21 protein-coding genes, 1 tRNA gene and 1 pseudogene are annotated in these 21,228 nt (G+C 43.1%); 20 read left to right on the top strand and 3 right to left on the bottom strand.

Annotated elements, in window-relative coordinates; all coding sequences use genetic code 11:
• Window positions 1–82: 82 nt before the first annotated feature.
• The 6 genes from trxB (at window position 83) to D0466_RS10525 (ending at window position 5,231) form a co-directional block, all read left to right on the top strand.
• A complete protein-coding gene (gene trxB / locus D0466_RS10550; RefSeq protein WP_117322522.1) occupies window positions 83–1,033 on the top strand; it encodes a thioredoxin-disulfide reductase in 951 nt (316 codons plus the stop codon).
• Between the two features lie 497 nt (window positions 1,034–1,530).
• Entirely contained in the window at window positions 1,531–1,989 is a 459-nt protein-coding gene (locus tag D0466_RS10545; protein ID WP_117322521.1) for an NUDIX hydrolase, read from the top strand.
• Between the two features lie 78 nt (window positions 1,990–2,067).
• Complete coding sequence (rapZ, locus tag D0466_RS10540; RefSeq protein WP_117322520.1) at window positions 2,068–2,970, top strand: RNase adapter RapZ; 903 nt, start codon at window positions 2,068–2,070, stop codon at window positions 2,968–2,970.
• Complete coding sequence (locus D0466_RS10535; RefSeq protein WP_325048709.1) at window positions 2,954–3,940, top strand: gluconeogenesis factor YvcK family protein; 987 nt, start codon at window positions 2,954–2,956, stop codon at window positions 3,938–3,940. The genes rapZ and D0466_RS10535 overlap by 17 nt, the downstream gene beginning before the upstream one ends.
• 56 nt (window positions 3,941–3,996) lie before the next feature.
• Window positions 3,997–4,953 carry a DNA-binding protein WhiA gene (whiA, locus tag D0466_RS10530; RefSeq protein ID WP_117322519.1) on the top strand — a complete coding sequence of 319 codons (957 nt, stop codon included), beginning with the start codon at window positions 3,997–3,999 and terminating at the stop codon, window positions 4,951–4,953.
• Between the two features lie 20 nt (window positions 4,954–4,973).
• Window positions 4,974–5,231 carry an HPr family phosphocarrier protein gene (locus tag D0466_RS10525; RefSeq protein ID WP_117322518.1) on the top strand — a complete coding sequence of 86 codons (258 nt, stop codon included), beginning with the start codon at window positions 4,974–4,976 and terminating at the stop codon, window positions 5,229–5,231.
• A 52-nt stretch (window positions 5,232–5,283) separates the two neighbouring features.
• On the opposite strand, the gene clpP is transcribed toward D0466_RS10525, so the two are convergent.
• The gene (gene clpP / locus D0466_RS10520; RefSeq protein ID WP_267897387.1) at window positions 5,284–5,913 is read right to left on the bottom strand and encodes an ATP-dependent Clp endopeptidase proteolytic subunit ClpP; all 630 of its coding nucleotides are present in this window, start codon (window positions 5,911–5,913) and stop codon (window positions 5,284–5,286) included.
• A 510-nt stretch (window positions 5,914–6,423) separates the two neighbouring features.
• Between clpP and D0466_RS10515 the strand changes: the two genes are divergently transcribed.
• The 11 genes from D0466_RS10515 (at window position 6,424) to eno (ending at window position 16,721) form a co-directional block, all read left to right on the top strand.
• Window positions 6,424–6,495 (top strand) — tRNA-Arg (locus D0466_RS10515).
• A gap of 297 nt (window positions 6,496–6,792) precedes the next feature.
• A complete protein-coding gene (locus D0466_RS10510) occupies window positions 6,793–6,936 on the top strand; it encodes a DUF3934 domain-containing protein (RefSeq protein WP_117322648.1) in 144 nt (47 codons plus the stop codon).
• A gap of 256 nt (window positions 6,937–7,192) precedes the next feature.
• Window positions 7,193–7,363 (top strand): hypothetical protein, encoded by a 171-nt coding sequence (locus D0466_RS22550; RefSeq protein WP_199484538.1) that lies wholly within the window; start codon window positions 7,193–7,195, stop codon window positions 7,361–7,363.
• Window positions 7,364–7,864: 501 nt separating this feature from the next.
• Window positions 7,865–9,187 (top strand): RNA polymerase factor sigma-54, encoded by a 1,323-nt coding sequence (rpoN, locus tag D0466_RS10505; RefSeq protein ID WP_117322516.1) that lies wholly within the window; start codon window positions 7,865–7,867, stop codon window positions 9,185–9,187.
• Window positions 9,188–9,219: 32 nt separating this feature from the next.
• Window positions 9,220–9,480 (top strand): glutaredoxin family protein, encoded by a 261-nt coding sequence (locus tag D0466_RS10500; RefSeq protein ID WP_233522611.1) that lies wholly within the window; start codon window positions 9,220–9,222, stop codon window positions 9,478–9,480.
• A 142-nt stretch (window positions 9,481–9,622) separates the two neighbouring features.
• Complete coding sequence (locus tag D0466_RS10495; RefSeq protein WP_117322514.1) at window positions 9,623–10,645, top strand: sugar-binding transcriptional regulator; 1,023 nt, start codon at window positions 9,623–9,625, stop codon at window positions 10,643–10,645.
• 46 nt (window positions 10,646–10,691) lie between these two features.
• The gene (gap, locus tag D0466_RS10490; RefSeq protein WP_117322513.1) at window positions 10,692–11,699 is read left to right on the top strand and encodes a type I glyceraldehyde-3-phosphate dehydrogenase; all 1,008 of its coding nucleotides are present in this window, start codon (window positions 10,692–10,694) and stop codon (window positions 11,697–11,699) included.
• A 163-nt stretch (window positions 11,700–11,862) separates the two neighbouring features.
• Window positions 11,863–13,047, top strand: a complete 1,185-nt coding sequence (locus tag D0466_RS10485) for a phosphoglycerate kinase (RefSeq protein ID WP_117322512.1) — start codon at window positions 11,863–11,865, stop codon at window positions 13,045–13,047.
• Between the two features lie 61 nt (window positions 13,048–13,108).
• Window positions 13,109–13,867: a triose-phosphate isomerase gene (gene tpiA / locus D0466_RS10480; RefSeq protein WP_117322511.1), complete on the top strand. Its 759-nt coding sequence runs from the start codon at window positions 13,109–13,111 to the stop codon at window positions 13,865–13,867.
• Window positions 13,864–15,399 carry a 2,3-bisphosphoglycerate-independent phosphoglycerate mutase gene (gene gpmI, locus D0466_RS10475; protein WP_117322510.1) on the top strand — a complete coding sequence of 512 codons (1,536 nt, stop codon included), beginning with the start codon at window positions 13,864–13,866 and terminating at the stop codon, window positions 15,397–15,399. Before tpiA ends, gpmI begins: the two co-directional genes overlap by 4 nt.
• Before the next feature lie 26 nt (window positions 15,400–15,425).
• Entirely contained in the window at window positions 15,426–16,721 is a 1,296-nt protein-coding gene (eno, locus tag D0466_RS10470; protein ID WP_117322509.1) for a phosphopyruvate hydratase, read from the top strand.
• A gap of 405 nt (window positions 16,722–17,126) precedes the next feature.
• Here eno and D0466_RS10465 read toward each other — a convergent pair whose 3' ends face one another.
• The gene (locus tag D0466_RS10465) at window positions 17,127–17,897 is read right to left on the bottom strand and encodes a M15 family metallopeptidase (RefSeq protein ID WP_117322508.1); all 771 of its coding nucleotides are present in this window, start codon (window positions 17,895–17,897) and stop codon (window positions 17,127–17,129) included.
• Between the two features lie 179 nt (window positions 17,898–18,076).
• On the opposite strand from D0466_RS10465, the gene secG reads away from it, so the two are divergent.
• Window positions 18,077–18,310, top strand: coding sequence for a preprotein translocase subunit SecG (gene secG / locus D0466_RS10460; RefSeq protein WP_117322507.1), 234 nt, complete (start codon window positions 18,077–18,079; stop codon window positions 18,308–18,310).
• A gap of 64 nt (window positions 18,311–18,374) precedes the next feature.
• On the opposite strand, the pseudogene D0466_RS23620 reads toward secG, so the two are convergent.
• Window positions 18,375–18,488 (bottom strand): annotated as a pseudogene (locus tag D0466_RS23620) (IS3 family transposase); the annotation flags it as partial.
• 759 nt (window positions 18,489–19,247) lie between these two features.
• Between D0466_RS23620 and D0466_RS10455 the strand changes: the two are divergent.
• Both D0466_RS10455 and D0466_RS10450 read left to right on the top strand, forming a co-directional pair.
• Window positions 19,248–20,291, top strand: a complete 1,044-nt coding sequence (locus D0466_RS10455) for a LacI family DNA-binding transcriptional regulator (RefSeq protein ID WP_117322506.1) — start codon at window positions 19,248–19,250, stop codon at window positions 20,289–20,291.
• Window positions 20,292–20,295: 4 nt separating this feature from the next.
• Window positions 20,296–21,222, top strand: a complete 927-nt coding sequence (locus D0466_RS10450) for a dihydrodipicolinate synthase family protein (RefSeq protein ID WP_158555886.1) — start codon at window positions 20,296–20,298, stop codon at window positions 21,220–21,222.
• Window positions 21,223–21,228: the final 6 nt, after the last annotated feature.

The raw sequence follows: 21,228 nt of genomic DNA, 5'->3' as shown, positions 1-21,228 counted from the left end.
ATAGTAGGTAGGAAATACTAAACAATAGAAAAACGTTCGATTTCACCATGTAAATGATTGTTGTATTGAAGGAGTGAAAAAAGTGACTGAAGAGAAAATTTATGACGTGGTCATAATCGGTGCCGGTCCTGCAGGCATGACTGCCGCTGTCTATACATCCCGTGCCAACCTCTCCACTTTAATGCTTGAACGGGGAGTTCCCGGCGGCCAAATGGCCAATACGGAAGAAGTGGAGAACTACCCTGGCTTCGATCATATTCTAGGTCCTGAGCTTTCTACCAAGATGTTCGATCATGCCAAGAAGTTTGGCTCTGAATATGCGTATGGAGATGTCAAAGAAATCATCGATGGACAAGAATATAAAACCATAATCGCCGGATCGAAAGAGTACAAAGCACGCGCAATTATTATCAGCGCCGGCGCAGAATACAAAAAAATCGGTGTCCCGGGCGAAAAAGAATTGGGAGGACGCGGCGTATCTTATTGTGCGGTTTGTGATGGGGCGTTCTTTAAGCAAAGGGAGCTTGTCGTTGTCGGCGGGGGAGACTCTGCTGTCGAAGAAGGCGTGTACCTGACCCGTTTCGCTTCAAAAGTGACGATTGTACACCGCCGTGATGAACTCCGTGCGCAAAAGATCCTTCAGGACCGAGCTTTTGAAAATGAAAAAATTGATTTTATTTGGAACCATACAGTAAAAGAAATCAATGCAAAAGATGGAAAAGTCGGCAGTGTCACCCTTGTAAACACCGTGAATGGGGAAGAGCAGGAGTTTAAGGCAGATGGAGTGTTCATATATATCGGTATGCTTCCATTGACAAAGCCATTTCAGAAGTTGGGTATCACCAATGAAAACGGCTATATTGAAACCAATGAGAAAATGGAAACAAAAATCCCCGGCATTTTTGCTGCGGGCGATATCCGTGAAAAAACGCTCCGCCAAATCGTGACAGCGACTGGGGATGGAAGTATAGCGGCCCAAGCTGCACAGCATTATGTAGAAGAACTTCAGGAACAGATGAAATTAAAGGCATAGTACAATGCCTTATCAAGTTATCAAAGAGGGAGCGGAACAGCTGAGGCCAACTCTCGATGAGAGAAACCAGCTTAGCTTGAAAAACCCCATGTTACATGCCATGGTTCTTATTGCACGGGGACAATTTCATATATTTTACAAATCGTAACTGCCTTTTAATTATGCTGTAACATATGTGAAATGTACGTTGGGTATAGTATAGATAGAAATTGACCCCCTTTTAAAAATATAGACCTTGCTGGCACGGACATTTGTTCCGTGCCCTTTTTTGTGCAACAAACTGTTGGGGTGAACAAATTGTCAGCCATTGTTCATTGTGGGCAGTTTGCAAAAATAGTATAATAATAAGAATTCATCTTTTTCTTTTATTTTTAAACCATTTCTATTTTTAGGTAATAATACATGAAGTGACGATAGCAGATTTGCCTGGTATGCAACCGAGTTAAAGGGGTTTATGAAATTTTTGTGCAGACCCGGGCGGCCCGAGGTGAAATAGAGTGCAGCGTGTTACAAACTGCGTGTTAATAAAAGATGGCCAGGTCCTGCTCTTGAAAAAACCGCGCCGCGGTTGGTGGGTAGCGCCCGGCGGGAAGATGGAGCCGGGGGAATCGGTCAGGGATGCCTGCATCCGGGAATACAGGGAAGAAACAGGACTTTATTTAAAAAACCCTGCCATAAAGGGAATCTTTACATTTATTATGAAAGACGGGGATAAAGTCATTTCCGAGTGGATGATGTTCACTTTCCTATCGACAGAATCCGACGGCGTAAATGTTGATGAAAGTGAAGAGGGAGAGCTTCGCTGGCACGATGTTCAAGAGATTCAAAAGCTGCCGATGGCCTCCGGCGACCATCATATTTTGGACTATATGATCCGCGGAAACGGCATTATTTACGGTACGTTTACATATACACCGGATTTTGAACTGATTTCATACAGGCTTGATCCAGGCTGATATGAAATGAAAATGGGGAGCTATCCGGGTTAACGTGCAGTGCCTGAGGATTTATGCTTTTCTACTGGGGGGACGGATATGAGTACTGGTTCGGTAAGCGAAATACAATTAGTGGTTATTACAGGCATGTCCGGTGCAGGGAAAACGGTCGCCATCCAAAGCTTTGAAGATTTAGGCTTTTTCTGTGTCGATAATTTACCGCCCACCTTGCTGCCAAAATTTCTTGAATTAATGAAGGAATCCGGCAATAAAATGAATAAAGTCGCTCTTGTAATGGACTTAAGGGGACGGGAATTTTTTGACCATTTATTTAAGGCACTCGATGATTTGGCGGAGACATCCTGGCTGACCCCGCAGATTCTTTTTCTTGATGCCGATGATTCTGCGCTTGTCCGAAGGTATAAGGAAACGAGAAGGACTCATCCGCTCGCCCCATCCGGCCGGCCCATGGAGGGAATCCTCCAGGAGAGAAGCCTTCTTGAGGAATTGAAAGGAAGGGCGCAGACTATATACAATACATCGGAGTTAAAGCCGCGTGAATTGAGGGAAAAGATTCTAACGGAATTTTCTAATGATAAAAAAGCGATTTTTACGGTCAATGTAATGTCTTTTGGGTTTAAGCATGGACTCCCAATCGATGCAGACCTCGTCTTTGATGTCCGTTTTCTCCCAAACCCGCATTATATTGAACACATGCGGCCAAAAACCGGCCTTGATGAAGAAGTATCAGGTTATGTGTTGAAGTGGAATGAAACGAATAAATTCCTGGAAAAGGTAATCGACTTGCTAAGCTTCATGCTGCCGCATTATAAACGGGAGGGAAAAGCCCAGCTGGTCATTGCAATTGGCTGTACAGGAGGCCAGCACAGATCGGTAGCGCTGGCTGAATATATTTCCAATTATTTCAAAAAAGATTATGTTACACATGTTTCACATCGTGATATAGAGAAGAGGAAAAAAGTAGATGCCCACAATAACTAAGCAACCGAGAGTCGTCATCATTGGAGGCGGTACCGGCCTCCCGGTTTTGCTGAGGGGTTTAAAAAACTATCCGGTCGATATCACAGCCATTGTCACTGTAGCGGATGATGGAGGCAGCTCAGGCAGGCTGAGGAATGAACTGGACATACCAGCACCGGGGGATATCCGCAACGTTCTGGCGGCTTTATCCGACGTAGAGCCGCTCATTGAACGAATGTTCCAGCACCGTTTTGCAAGCTCTAACGAGTTGACCGGACATTCCCTTGGCAATTTGATCATTGCTGCAATGACTTCCATAACAGGTGACTTTGTCCACGCCATCCAGGAGATGAGCAAAGTATTGAATGTAAGGGGGAAGGTATTGCCGTCTGCGAACCAAAGCGTCATCCTTCATGCAGAAATGGAAGATGGCAGCATTGTCACGGGCGAGTCTAAGATTCCCTACTCCGGCAAGAAGATAAGACGAGTGTTCCTTTCCCCCGCTGATATCATGCCGCTAAGGGAAACGATACAGGAAATCAAGCAGGCCGACTTAATCGTGCTTGGCCCAGGAAGCCTGTACACAAGCATCCTTCCAAACTTGCTTGTTCCGAGTCTTGGTGAAGAGATATGCCGATCAAAGGCCAAGAAAGTATATATATGCAACTTAATGACCCAGGCGGGAGAAACGTTGGACTACACCGCCAGCGACCATGTCAAGGCCATTTACAACCACATGAGCTGCTCCTTCATGTCGAGCATACTAGTAAACAATAAAGCGATTCCGGATGCCGTGCTAGACCGTTATAAAGAAGAATATGCAAAGCCGGTAAAGTTCGATTTGGAAAGCTTAAAGGCACTAGGCCTGGATATCATAGAAGGTGAAATCTATAACTTTGATAATAATGTAATCCGGCACGATACAAAGAAAGTTGCAGATATCCTATACAAGTTGCTATTAAATGAAACCAACAGCCATCACCATCCGTAAACTATAGACAGATGCTGGCGGAGAAATGATCTTTTCTGAATTGGAGGTGGGGACCTATGTCTTTTGCTTCGGAAACAAAAAAAGAACTAACAACGCTTGAAGAAAAAGAATGCTGCGGCAAAGCGGAATTATGTGCCCTTATTCGAATGAACGGTTCACTCTCGTTTTCCAATCGAAAACTCATTGTCGATATACAAACGGAAAATGCTGCAATCGCAAGAAGAATATATACCTTGTTAAAGAAAAGCTATGAGGTCCAGGTAGAACTGCTTGTCCGTAAAAAAATGAAGCTGAAAAAAAATAATGTATACATCGTAAGAATGTCTTCAGGCGGCCAGCAGATTCTTGCAGATTTAAAAATATTGGGAGATGGATTCACCATCCAGCATAGCATTTCCAAAGCCCTTGTCGCCAAGAAGTGCTGCAAGCGGGCTTACTTAAGAGGTGCTTTCCTTGCGGGAGGATCTGTCAATAATCCGGAAACCTCGTCATACCATCTGGAAGTATTTTCATTGTATAAAGAGCATAATGACGCACTCTGCGAATTGATGAATCAATTCGGATTGAAAGCAAAGACACTCGAACGCAAGAAAGGCTATATTACATATCTGAAGGAAGCGGAAAAGATCGCTGAATTCTTAAGTATAGTCGGGGCGCATAATGCCTTGCTGCGATTCGAGGATGTCCGTATCGTCCGCGATATGCGCAACTCAGTGAACCGCCTGGTCAATTGTGAAACGGCCAATCTGAACAAAACAATCGGAGCTTCCCTTAGGCAGGTAGAAAATATCAGATTTATAGAGGAAACAGCCGGCCTTGGCATATTGCCTGATAAACTTCGGGAAATTGCAGAGTTGAGGGTAGCATTCCAGGATGTGACATTGAAAGAACTTGGAGAAATGGTATCAGGGGGGCATATCAGCAAGTCCGGCATCAACCACCGCCTTAGGAAAATTGATGAAATTGCGGAGAAGCTAAGAGCCAGTGAGTCTGCTTTCCCGCTAAAAGTATAGGATGGGAGGGGAAATAAAGAATGGTAGAAAAAAAAGTGGAAGTCCGGCTGAGGAGCGGATTACAGGCCCGCCCGGCCGCACTTTTTGTCCAGGAAGCCAACCGGTTCAGCTCAGAAGTGTTTCTTGAGAAGGATGGAAAAAAGGTCAATGCTAAAAGCATCATGGGTTTAATGAGCCTTGCTGTAAGTTCAGGTGCCTTCATTACACTAAGTGTAGAGGGCAGGGATGAAGAGGAAGCCATAGAAGCGCTGCAGGCCTTTATCGAACAGGAGATATAATAATAGAAAACCCGCCGATGGCGGGTTTTCATTATCAATTAATATTTGATGATTATTTTTTGTCCTCTCCATGGTTAGGAGAGATGACTTTGTCGATCAAGCCATATTCCATTGCTTTTTCTGCAATCATGAAGTTGTCGCGTTCTGTATCGCGCTCGATGACTTCAAGAGGTTGGCCGGTACGCTCAGAAAGAATTTCATTTAATTTCTGGCGCAAGAAGAGAATGCGGCGGGCAGCGATTTCAATTTCTGTAGCTTGCCCCTGTGCTCCGCCTAACGGCTGATGGATCATTACTTCACTGTTCGGAAGGGCAAAACGTTTGCCTTTCTCACCCGCGGCAAGAAGGAAAGCCCCCATTGATGCCGCCATACCGATACATACGGTCGAAACTTTCGGTTTAATGTGCTGCATGGTGTCATAAATGGCCATTCCGGCTGTAATGCTTCCGCCTGGCGAATTGATGTACATGGTAATATCCTTTTCCGGATTTTCGGCTTCAAGGAATAACAGCTGTGCGACAATGGAGTTTGCCACGTTATCATCGATGCCGCTTCCAAGCATAATAATGCGGTCTTTTAAAAGGCGTGAATAAATATCGTATGCACGTTCTCCGCGGTTTGTTTGTTCAATGACTGTAGGAATTAAGTTCATTCTTTCTTCCTCCTTATTAAGGGAATTGATAGGTTTTTCCTTGGCAGGTAAGAAAGTATTAATCTTTCCTACCTGCAATAATCAGAACACAGGTAGTAAACCACTTTCAGGCAACGCCTGTGTGCCCCACATCCTGCGGGCCTAACTACGCCTCTGTCTTCGCCTTTACAAGGCTCGCCAATCGGCGAGTTGTTCTAACTGGGAATCCTCTATGTAAGTTATGATACACTGTTTGGTCAATTTAGGTCAAACAAAACACCCCTGAAGGGTCAATAATTTGTTCGACAATATTCCAACCAGGTAAAAATTATCGGCTTTAACCATCATACCCAAGATAAGTTTAAATAAAACATGAAAGCCACTTGCCAACCAAGGAATTTTATCATATAATATAATTCGTTGGCTAATAAAACGGTAAATCATTATTTAATATGAGATAATGTTTTTTCGATTCTTCACTGTCTAGCTACAGTATCTAGCCCCTCAAGGTGTGGCTTATACTTGTCGGGGATGAGTGAGACGCTTCCGTTTTTATAAAATGCCCTCGTGGTGCAATGGATAGCACGCAAGATTCCGGTTCTTGAAATTCGGGTTCGAATCCTGACGAGGGCGCTAAATTATTGATGAATAAGGGTTTTTCAAGTATTTCGGGGGTGAATATCCTGGTTTTGTCCGAGTACTTGAAAAACCCTTATTTCATTTCATTCTATTTTCTCTGCCGGTTACGTATAAAATTTCATAATTAATTTTTTCTAATCTTTGCAATAAATATCCTGCAAAATAATACAGAACTCGGATAACCTATTTACATTGAATATTTCATCTGATTCGTTTATCAAGAAACAAAATGGATAAAATGAACCTATTACAATGTAGTTCAATCAAAAGCAAGAATGACGGGGTGTTAGTATAAGTAAAGCTAAGAGTAAAGGCGGAACAGGCAGAGGGACAGACAAAAAGGGCTGGAATCGCTGGCAAGCTAGTGCGAATAGAGCGAAAAGTGCCAAACCTTACATAAGCAAAGGCACTAAAAAAACAGATAAGGGTGATTGAAAGTCAGCCTTCATAATGTTGGTGTTCTAATGTCGTAGTGTGATCAGTATGAATGCCTGAAACGGTGTATTTTTTCGCTAATAAAAGAATCTTTTATATAGGGGATTTATGTGTTCATGTAAAAATCATAAACGGTCCTTAACAAACAAAATTAGCATTTATGGATTTGACGCGTTTCCCTGCCCAACTGTATGATTAAATTAAAAATTAATTAGATTATTACTATTATTTTTTCCACCCGAAGGAGGGATGCGTAATGGCGGAAAATAAGAAAATAAGCTTGGCTGATGCAGTCAAACAGAAATTGGCACAAAAGCAAGGTCAGGCACAGGATAAACAAGGAAATGGCCTTGTTAAGAATACTAAGAAATTAACGAGCCAAATGACCAAGAAACCGAGTAATACCCGAAGAAAAATGGGAGTCTAATAATTGAAATAGTGAAAACGTCTGTTGCTGAACCAACAAATGGGCACCTGGGATTATGTTGATTGCCTTTGTCTTCGTCCTTCAGTTATAACTGATTTTGTAAAAATGGGCACCTGCAAATAGCAGGTGTATTTTTTATGTTTCTTTTGCTTCCTGTTCAGACAGAGTTAATTTAATAACTTGATTGTAACTATTATGGGATGTTTGAATAGAGATCTTACAACTATCGGGGGAGAAAGTACGGCTTACTAACTTCGATATTCATCCTTATTTTTGTCTTTTTTTGTCTTTCATACTGGGTTCGAATCCGGACGAGGGCGCCTTTTCAAAAAACCTCCTGCTTATTAAATTGCAGGAGGTTTTATAATTTGTACTGTAGTCCGTGGTATTTGGCGTATATATAATATAGAGCTGCAAGGAATAAATTAGTAAGCGTTTTCATCAGCTTTTTATACAGAAATATCTCCGTATATTGTAAAATGAAAACACGGGGGGATTAGTATGGATATGAGAGCGGGGCTTTTTCAGCAGCAAACATTGAAATTGGCGATGACCCAGGAGTTAAGCCAGGCCATTGCGCTTTTGCAATATTCGGCCCAGGAATTGACATCATTTCTGGAAAATAAATCATTGGATAATCCCTTGATTTCCCTGGAATATCCCGGGTCGCTTTCCGTTCGCCAAAGGGGAGAAAAGGTAAAGGGGAATCGGCCGGCCAAGCACGATCCCAAATATTGGATTGAACAAATCGGGCAGGAAACACAAACCCTTGAAACCCACTTATTATCGCAATTGAAACCCGGCCAGCTGTCGAACGACCGGCTGAAGGTTTTTTTGCTTCTCATCAGGAATATCGATGAAAATGGCTATTTAAGAACGGATTTGGATGATATTGCTGCTTCCACGGGAACGGATGAAGCAGAGGCTGCTGAATGCCTTGGCATATTGCATCAGCTTGAACCCTATGGAATTGGAGCAAGGAATCTGCAGGAATGTTTGCTTATCCAGGCACGGCAAGGAAAACATAAATTGGCGGAAAAAATTCTCGGGGAACACTTCCTCCTCTTCGCTGATAAAAAATGGAAGGGACTTGCAAAGGTTTTACAGATTACCCTGCAAGAAATCCAAACTGTTTCTGATTATATTCAAACATTGAACCCCCGGCCGGGATCATTATATGTCCAAGAAAAGCCTTCTTATGTCATCCCCGATGTCACGGTCAGGCTTTTGAACGGGGAATTTTCAATTGGCATTTTTGAGAAAAATACACCAGTGCTTGCCGCAAACGAAACGTATTTGACACAAATGAAGCAGTACAACGATCGGCAGGTAAACAGTTTTTTGCAGGAGAAATGGCAGGAATTCCAGTGGATTTCCCGCGGGCTTGAGCAAAGAAAACAGACAATCCTGATGGTCATGGGGAAAATCGTTGAAAAGCAACCGGAATGTTTTTATAAAGGGCTCTCTTTTTTGAGGCCAATGACTATGAAAGAAATCGCTGAAGAATTGGGTATCCATGAATCCACGGTCAGCCGGGCAGTCAAGGACAAGTTTGTGCAGGCTCCATTTGGTACAGTGGAGATGAAGGCCTTTTTCACAAACAATTTGCAGTCGACAGCCGATGAGGATGTTTCAGCACGGATGGCAAAGCGCGCCATAGAAGATGCTGTACAGGCAGAAAATAAGCGGAAGCCGCTGTCCGACCAGGAAATCTCCAATCAGCTACAGGCAGAACAGGGGATTGTCTTATCGCGCAGGACGGTGGCAAAATACCGGGACCAGCTGGGAATCCCTCCTTCCTCAAAAAGAAAGAGGTATGATTGAGCGACCTGGCACAGGGATCGCATGCATAGATTATGAAGGATGATGTAGCTATGGATGAAAAACGATTATTGCTGTATACGAGGGAAAAATGCCCGCTATGCGATAAAGCAAAAGTGGTATTGGAAGAACTTTCAAGTGAAACGGGCATTTCTTTTCGGGAGATTGATATTTACTCGGATGATGATTTAATAGAACGGTTTGGATTGATGATCCCTGTATTGGAATGGAAAGGTGGAATCATCCAGTATGGGAATATTGATAAATATAGCTTGTTAGAAATATTTAAAAAATAATAAAGCATTATTGTTGAAGCAGATATACATTCCTGCTAGAATGAATTTTGAAGCAGGAATATTTTTTTGCCACTAGTGGGACATTAATTTTATAACCGGGACATAAAAAGTCCCGACAGAAAATTTGCAAGGAGTTGTCTGGATGCGCTCATTGCTTGACGTACAAAGGAGATTATTACCCGATTTCCTTACGGTTATGCAAAAACGATATGATATCCTGCGTTATATCAAAAATATGCAGCCGGTTGGCCGGAGAAGCCTGGCAATAAGCTTGAACCTGACAGAAAGGACGTTAAGAAGCGAAGTCGACTTCCTGAAGGATCAAAAGCTAATCCACGTTTCCAGTTCCGGTATGCTGCTCTCTGAAGAAGGGGAAATTATCCTGGAAAAGTTAGAGGGAATAATGCGGGAAGTAATGGGTATAGACTTAATGGAACAGGATTTAAAGCGCCAATTAAGTCTAGGTGAAGTCATTATCGTAACCGGAGACAGTGACCAATCACCATGGGTGAAAAGCGAGCTAGGGAAAGCGTGCGCAAACCGTATGAAACAGGAATGGACAGGGAAGAATATCATCGCTGTGACTGGTGGATCAACAATGGCAGAAGTTGCCGAGATGTTGACGCCGGATCATGAAAGCAAGGATTTGATGTTTGTTCCTGCCCGGGGCGGCCTTGGTGAAGATGTCCACAACCAGGCCAATATGATTGTTTCAAAAATGGCGGAAAAAGCAAATGCTTTTTATAAAGTCCTTTATATTCCCGATCAGGTTAGCAAAGAGGCGTATTTGTCCTTTATGAAGGAACCGACGATCAAGGAAGTGATCTCGCTTATCAAATCGGCTAATATCGTGGTGCATGGCATCGGGGACGCATTGGCCATGGCCCAAAGAAGAAAGACGGGCCCGGAAGTTATGAAAGTAATAACAGAAGGCAATGCTGTTGGGGAAGCGTTTGGCTACTATTTTAACGAAAATGGCGATGTGGTACATAAAGTGAAGACGGTCGGCATACAGCTTGCCGATCTTGACCAAGCAAGAAGCGTCATCGCGGTGGCCGGCGGGAAATCCAAGGCAAAAGCGATCCGGTCTTACATGAAAACAGCTCCTGCATCCACTGTGTTGATTACGGATGAAGCAGCAGCAAAAGAGTTATTAAAAGGGTAATATCCTTTTATATAAATTTTTTTCCTAATTAAAGGAGGAACCAATCATGGCAGTTAAAGTTGGAATTAATGGATTTGGACGTATAGGACGGAACGTATTCCGTGCGGCCCTTAACAATCCAAATGTAGAAATAGTAGCGATTAACGATTTGACAGATGCGAACATGCTTGCGCACCTGTTGCAATATGATACTGTACACGGAACTCTAAATGAAAAGGTTTCTGTAGATGGAGATTACCTGCTGGTTGAAGGCCATAAGGTAAAAGTGCTGGCTGAGCGCGATCCTGCTCAATTGGGCTGGGGAGATCTTGGCGTTGAAGTGGTTGTTGAATCGACAGGGCGCTTCACAAAGCGTGCAGACGCAGCAAAACACCTTGAGGCAGGAGCAAAGAAAGTAATCATTTCAGCACCAGCAAGCGATGAAGATATTACTATCGTAATGGGCGTTAACAATGAAACTTATGATGCTGCTAACCACCATGTTATTTCTAACGCATCTTGTACAACAAACTGCTTGGCACCATTCGCGAAAGTCCTTAATGATAAGTTTGGCATCAAACGCGGTATGATGACTACAGTTCACTCTTATACAAACGACCAGCAAATCCTTGACCTGCCGCACAAAGACTACCGCCGTGCGCGTGCTGCAGCGGAAAACATCATTCCGACAACTACCGGTGCTGCGAAAGCAGTTGCGCTTGTATTGCCTGAACTGAAAGGTAAGCTGAACGGTATGGCTATGCGCGTGCCTACACCAAACGTATCAGTTGTGGATCTTGTTGCTGAGCTTGACAAGAGTGTTACAGCTGAAGAAGTGAATGAAGCATTAAAAGCGGCAGCAGAAGGTGAATTAAAAGGCATCCTTGAGTACACCGAGCTTCCATTAGTTTCCACAGACTTCAATGGCAGCCCTGCTTCTTCCACTATTGACGCATTATCAACAATGGTAATGGAAGGCAACATGGTCAAGGTTCTTTCTTGGTACGACAACGAAACTGGTTACTCGAACCGTGTTGTTGACCTTGTAGATTACATCGCTTCAAAAGGGTTGTAATTTATTCCAAAAAACTGCCGTCTTTGTGGAAATTTGGATAAATTGCCGCAAAGAGATTATAATGAAAAAAGAGAAAAAGGGGAGATGGGATATATGCCCTCTCCCCTTTAAACTGATATTTTATTACAGCAGGTTCGTCTAATCAAAGGAGGTCGTTAGGGTCATGAATAAAAAGTCAATTAAGGACATTGATGTCAGAGGAAAACGCGTTTTTTGCCGGGTGGATTTTAACGTACCGATGGAAAATGGAAATGTAACGGATGATACGCGTATCCGTGCGGCCCTCCCAACCATAGAGTATTTGATCGGCCAAGGCGCTAAAGTCATTCTGGCAAGCCATCTCGGACGCCCAAAAGGGAAAGTGGTAGAAGAATTGCGCCTAACTCCTGTGGCGAAAAGATTGAGTGAATTGCTTAGTAAGAACGTTGCGAAATCGAATGAGGCGTATGGTGATATTGCAAAGTCCGAAGTTGAAAAGCTCGGGGAAGGCGATATTCTGTTGTTAGAAAACGTACGTTTTTATCCTGGAGAGGAAAAGAACGATCCCGAATTGGCTAAATCATTTTCTGAACTGGCAGATGTATATGTGAATGACGCGTTTGGTGCGGCCCACCGTGCGCACGCCTCTACAGAAGGAATTGCAAAGCACCTGCCTGCTGTTGCGGGACTTCTGATGGAAAAAGAACTTGATGTGCTGGGCAAAGCTTTATCAAATCCGGACCGACCGTTTACGGCTATCATTGGCGGAGCAAAGGTTAAGGACAAAATCGGCGTGATTGAGAACCTGCTTGATAAAGTGGACAACTTAATCATCGGCGGCGGGCTTGGCTATACTTTTGTTAAAGCTAAAGGATATGAGATTGGGAAGTCCCTGCTTGAAGCGGATAAGATTGACCTTGCGAATTCCTTTATGCAAAAGGCTGAAGAAAAAGGCGTCAAGTTCTATTTGCCTGTTGATGTTGTGGTAGCAGATGATTTTTCAAATGACGCTAATATAAAGGAAGTAGCAATTGACTCGATTCCTGCTGATTGGGAGGCTCTTGATATCGGCCCGAAAACAAGGGAAACCTATGCAGATGTGATTAAGAGCTCAAAGCTTGTCATCTGGAATGGTCCAATGGGTGTATTCGAATTAGAGAAGTTTGCCAACGGAACGAAGAGGGTTGCCGAAGCACTAGCTGAAGCAGGGGATACTTACAGCGTGATCGGCGGCGGCGATTCTGCTGCAGCGGTTGAGAAATTCCACCTTGCCGATAAAATGTCCCATATTTCAACCGGCGGCGGGGCTTCCCTGGAATTCATGGAAGGCAAACAATTGCCGGGTGTTGTAGCCCTAAACGATAAATAAGACATGTTTAACGGTTATTGATTATGTCTAAAAACCGTCTAACAGCGAAAGGATGGTAGAAATGCGTAAACCTATCATTGCAGGAAACTGGAAAATGAATAAGAAGCTTTCTGAAGCCAAAAGTTTTTTAGAAGAAGTAAAAAGCCTTGTCCCTTCAAATGAAGCAGTTATTTCCGTAATTTGTGCACCCGCTTTATTTTTAAATGAACTTGGACAAAGCGCTGAAGGAAGCGAAGTGGCAATCGGCGCACAGAATATGCATTTTGAAGAAAGCGGTGCGTTCACAGGCGAGATCAGCCCGGCAGCTTTAGAAGATATCGGGGTTAAATATGTGATTATCGGCCATTCCGAACGCCGTGAAATGTTTAATGAAACCGATGAAACAGTGAACAAAAAAACCCTTGCAGCCTTTACATACAATCTAACTCCGATTGTTTGCTGCGGCGAAACGCTGGAACAGCGTGAAAGCGGAAAAACAAACGAGCTTGTTGGCAGCCAAATTCAAAAAGCATTAGAAGGACTGACTGAAGACCAGGTGAAAGAGACCGTCATTGCTTATGAACCAATCTGGGCAATCGGAACAGGGAAATCCTCTACTGCTGATGACGCAAATGAAGTCTGTGCACATATCCGTTCTGTTGTGGCATCTCAATTTTCACAGGCTGCTGCCGATGCTGTACGCATCCAATATGGCGGCAGTGTGAAGCCTTCCAATATCAAAGAATATATGGGTCAGCCTGATATCGATGGAGCATTGGTGGGCGGAGCAAGTCTTGAAGCACAATCTTTCCTTCAATTGCTGGAGGCGGGAAGCAAATGAGCAAAGCACCAGTAGCGTTAATCATCTTAGATGGCTTCGGCTGCCGCAGCGAAACAAAAGGAAATGCGGTTTCCCAGGCAAAGAAGCCAAACTTCGACCGTTTTTGGAATACGTTTCCCCACGCTGAATTGACAGCAAGTGGTGAATCGGTAGGACTTCCGGCAGGGCAGATGGGAAACTCCGAAGTAGGCCATTTAAATATTGGTGCGGGACGGATCGTTTACCAAAGCTTAACCCGGGTCAATGTGGCGATCCGCGAAGGTCAATTTGCTGAAAACGAAACCTTCCTTAATGCGATGAAGTATGTAAAAAATAAGGGGACGGACCTGCACTTGTTCGGGTTGCTTTCTGATGGCGGCGTACATAGCCATATCAATCATTTATACGCATTGCTAAAGCTCGCGGCTAAAGAAGGCGTGAAGAATGTATATGTCCACGGCTTCCTCGACGGTCGGGATGTAGGGCCGCAAACCGCTAAGGGTTTCATTCAAGAAGCCGAAGACCAAATGCGGGAACTTGGCATAGGAAAATTTGCCACGATCTCTGGGCGCTACTATTCCATGGACCGCGATAAGCGCTGGGAACGCGTGGAAAAATCTTACCGATCCATCGTTTATGGCGATGGCCCTGCATACTCTTCCGCAATGGAATGCGTTGAGGATTCCTATGAGCATGGGATTTTTGACGAATTCGTCATCCCATCTGTCATTACAGCTGAAGATGGAAAACCTGTCGCCACGATTAAAGACAACGATGCGGTCATTTTCTATAATTTCAGGCCGGACCGTGCAATCCAGATTTCCAATACATTTACGAATGAAGATTTCCGCGCATTCGACAGGGGGCCCGGACATCCGAAGAACCTTCATTTTGTATGCTTGACTCATTTTTCGGAAACAGTAAACGGGTATGTAGCGTTCCAGCCAGTCAACTTGGATAACACGCTAGGAGAGGTTCTATCACAGAACAATCTCTCACAGCTCCGAATTGCCGAAACGGAAAAATATCCGCATGTCACCTTCTTTATGAGCGGTGGTAGGGAAGATGCCTTCCCGGGTGAAGAACGTATTCTGATCAATTCGCCAAAGGTGGCGACATATGACTTGAAGCCGGAAATGAGCGCTTATGAAGTGACAGATGCAGTGATGGAGCAGATCGAGAATGACAGATTTGATGTGATTCTATTGAATTTTGCAAACCCGGATATGGTTGGGCATTCCGGAATGCTTGAACCTACGATTAAAGCGGTCGAGACTGTGGACGAATGCCTTGGGAAAATTATTGACTTGATCCTTTCAAAAGGCGGTACGGCCATCATCACCGCTGACCATGGGAATGCAGATGAAGTGGTAACATTGGAAGGAAATCCGATGACAGCCCATACTACCAACCCTGTTCCTGTTATTGTTACAAAAAATGGGATAACATTGAGAACGGATGGGATTTTGGGGGATTTGGCTCCGACTGTGCTCGATTTGTTGAATGTAGACAAGCCTGTTGAAATGACGGGAACTTCTTTAATTAATAAATAAAACCCAAATAAAAGGAGAGATTTTTTATGCCATTTATCCAATATGTATACGCACGTGAAGTACTAGATTCCCGCGGTAACCCAACGGTTGAAGTAGAGGTCATGACTGAGTCAGGTTTCTTTGGCCGCGCAATTGTCCCTTCCGGCGCCTCCACTGGTGAATATGAAGCCGTGGAACTTCGTGACGGAGACAAGTCACGTTATCTTGGAAAAGGGGTCGAAAAAGCGGTTGATAACGTAAATGAAATCATTTCAGAAGCTATTATTGGAATGGACGTCACCGACCAAGTCGGCATTGACCGTACAATGATCGAATTGGACGGCACAGACAATAAAGGAAAACTGGGAGCTAACGCCATCCTTGGCGTTTCAATGGCTTGCGCTCACGCAGCTGCTGAATCTGTCGGCCTTCCATTGTACCGTTATCTCGGCGGCTCTAATGCGAAACAGCTTCCTACCCCAATGATGAACATCATCAATGGAGGTTCCCATGCTGATAATAACGTGGACTTCCAGGAATTCATGATCCTTCCTGTTGGCGCTTCTACATTCAAGGAAGCCATCCGTACGGGAGCAGAAGTATTCCATGCATTAAAATCAGTTCTTTCTTCTAAAGGGTTGAATACAGCTGTAGGTGATGAGGGCGGATTTGCTCCTAACCTTGGTTCAAACCGTGAAGCGTTGGAGGTAATCATCGAGGCCATCAAAAAGGCTGGCTATGAGCCAGGAAAAGATGTCTACCTTGGCATGGACGTTGCATCTTCTGAATTCTTCAATAAAGAAACAGGCAAATATGACCTTGCCGGAGAAGGCCGCACTGGCTTAAGTTCTGAAGAAATGGTCAGCTTCTATGAGGAATTGGTTAACGAGTTCCCAATTATCTCGATCGAAGACGGACTGGACGAAAACGACTGGGAAGGCCATAAGCTATTGACTGACCGTCTTGGCGGCAGAATTCAATTAGTCGGTGACGATCTGTTCGTTACAAACACAAAGAAACTTTCGGAAGGTATCGAAAAAGGCGTCGGCAACTCTATTCTTATCAAAGTAAACCAAATTGGTACACTGACTGAAACATTTGACGCAATCGAAATGGCTAAACGAGCAGGCTACACTGCAGTAGTTTCCCACCGTTCTGGTGAAACGGAAGATGTCACTATCGCTGATATCGCGGTGGCTACTAACGCTGGCCAAATTAAAACAGGTTCAATGTCACGTACAGACCGTGTTGCTAAATACAACCAGCTTCTCCGGATTGAGGACGAGCTCGGAGATCTAGCGGTATATGGCGGCTTGAAATCTTTCTACAACTTAAAGAAATAAGGTAAAATGAAACCCTGCCTCTGACGAGAGGCAGGGTTTTTAACTAGCTGTTTTTTTGCCGTGGTATCTATAGCTTTTTTGGTAAGTGAGTAAGCTGTTGTTCAATTAAATTACGGTTCCTTTTACATTTGATCATTTCTTTGATAAGTTCTTAAAATTCGAGTTATATGTGAGAGACTTAAATATGCTTGAAAGCCAGATATATAGACGGAATCTGTGATTTATGCACGAAAGCTGAGAGATATGCGCGGAATCTTAAATATATCAGCGGAATCTAAAATATATCAGTGAAATCAGAGATATGAGCGGAATCTGAAATGATGAGTATAAGCAGAGAAATAAGCTCGAAACCTGAAATATATGCGCGAAGCTATTTCACAGACATTTCTGAGAAACAGAACAGTATTATTTACTCACCGGAACTGCATCCGAAAATTCTTCGAGAGTAATCCCGTTGCTAAAGAGCTCTTGTGCAATTTCGGTTCCTACATACCTCAAGTGCCAGGGTTCATATTTATACCCGGTAACATGCTGTTTGCCTTTAGGGTAGCGGATGATAAATCCATGTTCATGCGCGTGATTTGCCAGCCATTCAGCCTCTTTTGTTCCGCCGAAGCAGTCAACTGTCGCACATGTGCCGCTGCTGCCGCTGACATCAATGGCGAGCCCGGTCTGATGCTCGCTGGTCCCCGGGGATGCACTATATGTTGCGGCCAGTTTAACGCCATCGCGTTCAATATTGTTCTGGTATATTTTTTTCTGTGTGGCATGTGACCGGTAGGCGGACACTCCTGCTAAGTACAACCCATCGTTTCTGGCAGCCTGAAATAACATCTCCAATGCGTGAGCCGCTTCCCGGCGCAACATCCTTTTTTCAATCTTTTCCTCAAAAAGAAAAGGAACATCTGGATAAATCAGATCAGTTGGTTGATAGTTTGCAGGCAATATGAAGTCTTTATTGACCAGCACAGGGATGTCATGAGGGACTGCAACCGTAACTCTTGCCTCTTTTTCCTGTCCGGAGCTGGACCCTGCTTTGTTGTTCCCGATGATTGCTTGATGAGGTGATGTCTTTTCTGCAGGCTCTTGGTTCCAACTATTAATTTGGGCACTCAAATAAACAAAAAATAGTCCTGCAAAAATGATGGCGGAAATGTTGATGATACGCTTTTTCATAGTGATAACTCCTACAAATATACTCTTTTTGGTATATTTTGGCCTCATATGAGAGGATATATACCAATACGCAGGCTATTGTGAATTAGGCGGAGTTCAACTAGAATTGCGTTGTAGTGATGGCGATATTGTGGTACAGTAAAGATAATGTTTTTTCGGTATTCGGGAGGAATAACAGTATGCATACATTTCTAGTAGTACTATTGGTCATCGTCTGTATTGGGCTGATCGTCAGCGTATTGCTGCAATCAGGGAAGAGCGCTGGTTTATCCGGTTCCATCGCCGGCGGTGCTGAACAGCTTTTTGGCAAACAAAAGGCACGTGGTATCGATTTGGTCCTTCAACGTATCACGGTCGTTCTTTCGATCCTTTTCTTTGTTCTCACGATGATGGTTACTTATTTTGGCCTATAATCTTATATACAAAAAAGCCTGGGCTGGATAAACTGTCCCCTTTGTAAAGGACACTTTAAAAAAGCTAGGATGCTTTAAGAAGATGATCTCTGTATTGAACAGGGGTCATCTTTTTTACATCCCACTGGGTTCTTTAGTATTGTAGTATTATGTAATTCTTAATTTCCTTTTTAAACTCTTCCGGATTTTGTACATTGCTTAATGTATGCCTTAACCTTAAAATGTTGAAGACCCCTCGGCGGGCATTGTCCCAACAGTTGCCTCTTCTCGGCATGGTCTGACCCAATAATATTTCTTCACCGTCTTTTGATAAACAGGACTAGGATAATGGCCTTCCTAACAGAGGGGATCTAAGACCCCCCATCGCTCAATCTGACCGGGAAACTAAACTGTCATCATCAGAATTCCATGTAATTTACATCCAATCATTGCGTTTTTTCGAAACTGAAAAGCACCAAGTCCGGAACTTATTAAATACTAGAGAGTAATGAAGTTACTGGATGGCAATCATGAATTCAAAATTCAGATCAGGCTAAGAAGAAACCAATTATAAGCCCCGCAATAACTCTTAAAACTATGTTACCTTGGATTTTATCTATGTAATTAGTTGTGGAACCAGCTCTTAAAGTTATCCTAATTGTTCAATAAAGTCATAAATATTCCCTTAATAGGAATCTGGGAGGGCGTAACCTAAGGTTTTTTGTGTGTAAAACGCTAAACCACATTTAAAAATCTAAAATACAGGCGCTAGTCTAATATATTCAGCCCAAGAACCCTACTCTTTTAATGAACAGTCTGGCAAAATAAATTATTTAGAATATTCATAAATGTGTTGACAAATAAAAAATAAATAGATAAAAATATAACTATAACGTTTTAGCAAAAGGTTTTAGCTCTTTTGTTAAAATGTTTTAGCTAAAAAGATGGAGAGAAAATCATGACCAGTATAAAAGAAATCGCTAAATTAGCAGAGGTATCGGTAGGAACGGCATCTTTTGTTCTAAATGGCAAAGGTGATCAGATGAGAATTTCTGAAGCAACTCAAAGGCGGGTTATTGAGGTTGCTAAGTCTTTAGGCTATCGCCCTAATATTTCTGCTAGACGACTCAGAAGTGGAGGGGAAAAAGTTGTTCCTGTCCTTGCGGTTCTTTGGACCTTGGATACTCGTGCATCTCTTGTTAGTCGTTTTTTAAATGGCATCCAGGATCATTTCATTAACCAAACCCGTGAATTTGAATTATTGATTCAGCCTTATGAAAGTTCAAAGATTGATAAAATCAAGAGTTTGATAACGGGAACGAGGTTTAATGGCGCAATTATCGCAAACGCATCGGAAAGGGACCAGCATTATCTTGAGAATGCGGAAATCAATGTGCCAATCGTGCTTTACCATCGAAATTCTAAAAAATACAGCACTGTGAGTATAGATAATTATAAAAATGGAATGATGGTAGCTGATTTATTTGCAAATAGAGGACATCAGCAAATAGGCATGGTAATCCCTAATGTTTCTTCTCAAGCTGTACATCTAAGAAAAGAAGGATTTTTGGATGGAGCTAGATCATCCAATATCCAAGTTTCCCCTAAACATATTATCTTTGAAAATTACTCAGAGGAAGGCGGATATCAAGCAGCCAAAAAGCTGGTGGAAAACGGGAACCTGCCGTCCGCGCTATTTTTTCTCGGCGATCAAATGGCCATCGGAGCTTTAGCCGCGTTTCATGAAATGGGAGTGAGTGTACCTCAAGATATAGAGATCATGGGTCATGATAATTACGGTCAAACTCGATTTTCCATCCCTTCTTTATCGACTGTGCATCTGCCGGTAGAAGATATGGCTGCCAGGTGCGTGGATCTTATGCTCGACCTTATAGAACACAAAGTGAAAGCACCTGTTTCTACGATTTATGACACATCTATTGTTATCCGTAAGAGCTGTGGGGACTTTTTAGACAAGAATGAATCAAGCAAAGGAGACTGATGGAATGACAAATCAAAAAGAAATACAGCATGAGGGCGTATTTTCTCTTATGCTTACTCCATTTAAACAAAATTTGGAAATTGACTGGAAAACATATGATGAATATGTAGACTGGCAATTAGCGGCAAAACCACACGGTCTATTTGCCGTATGTGGAAGCAGTGAGATGAAATGGTTGACACTGGAAGAACGATTGATGCTTTCTCAACAAACGGTAAATCGTGCAGGGGGCACTCCGGTTCTCGCAACAGCCAATGTTCAGCATGATATTTTGGAGCATAAGGAAGAGGTTCGTAGAATGATAGACACAGGGGTCTCTGGAATCGTATTAGTTCCACCTGAAGGCCTTGGAGAAGAGCAAGATAGACTTATGGATTACTTTGCACAACTCGCTAATGTAGCCGATATTCCTGTCTTCCTATATGAGTGGCCCCAGACTAACCCCTACTTTATTTCGCCAGAAATATGGGGGAAACTGACAAACGAGTTTGGGATAAAAGGAATCAAAGACACAACTTGCACCTTTGAAGGGATCAAAGCAAAAATAATCGAAACCAATGGCAATTCATTGGTTTATCAGGCAAACACACCATTTATGCTCGATGCCATTGCGGCTGACGCAAAAGGAATCATGGCCATTACTTCAGCTGCCTTCAATGAATTAGTTGTAGAATTTTGGAAAGAAGCAAGTAAAGATCATTCGTCACTTCATGCTAAAAAATTGCATCAATATTTGGTATTTTTAGATAGCGTTTTGCGTTTTGGTTATCCTGCAACAGCTAAATACTTAGCCAAGTTGCAAGGAATATCAATGGAAACGTTCTGCCGATGGCCGGTCGAACTAAACCCTGAGGCCAAAAAAGCAGTTGATGTATTCTACGAAGTATATAAGCAGTGGCAAGATGCAGAACAAGGGAGTATTTTTAGATAAGTAATG

This window comes from Peribacillus glennii (genome assembly GCF_003429105.1).
Lineage (GTDB): Bacteria > Bacillota > Bacilli > Bacillales > DSM-1321 > Peribacillus > Peribacillus glennii.
Note: the sequence above shows the minus strand (reverse complement) of the source record. Positions and strands in the feature narration are given on the sequence as shown.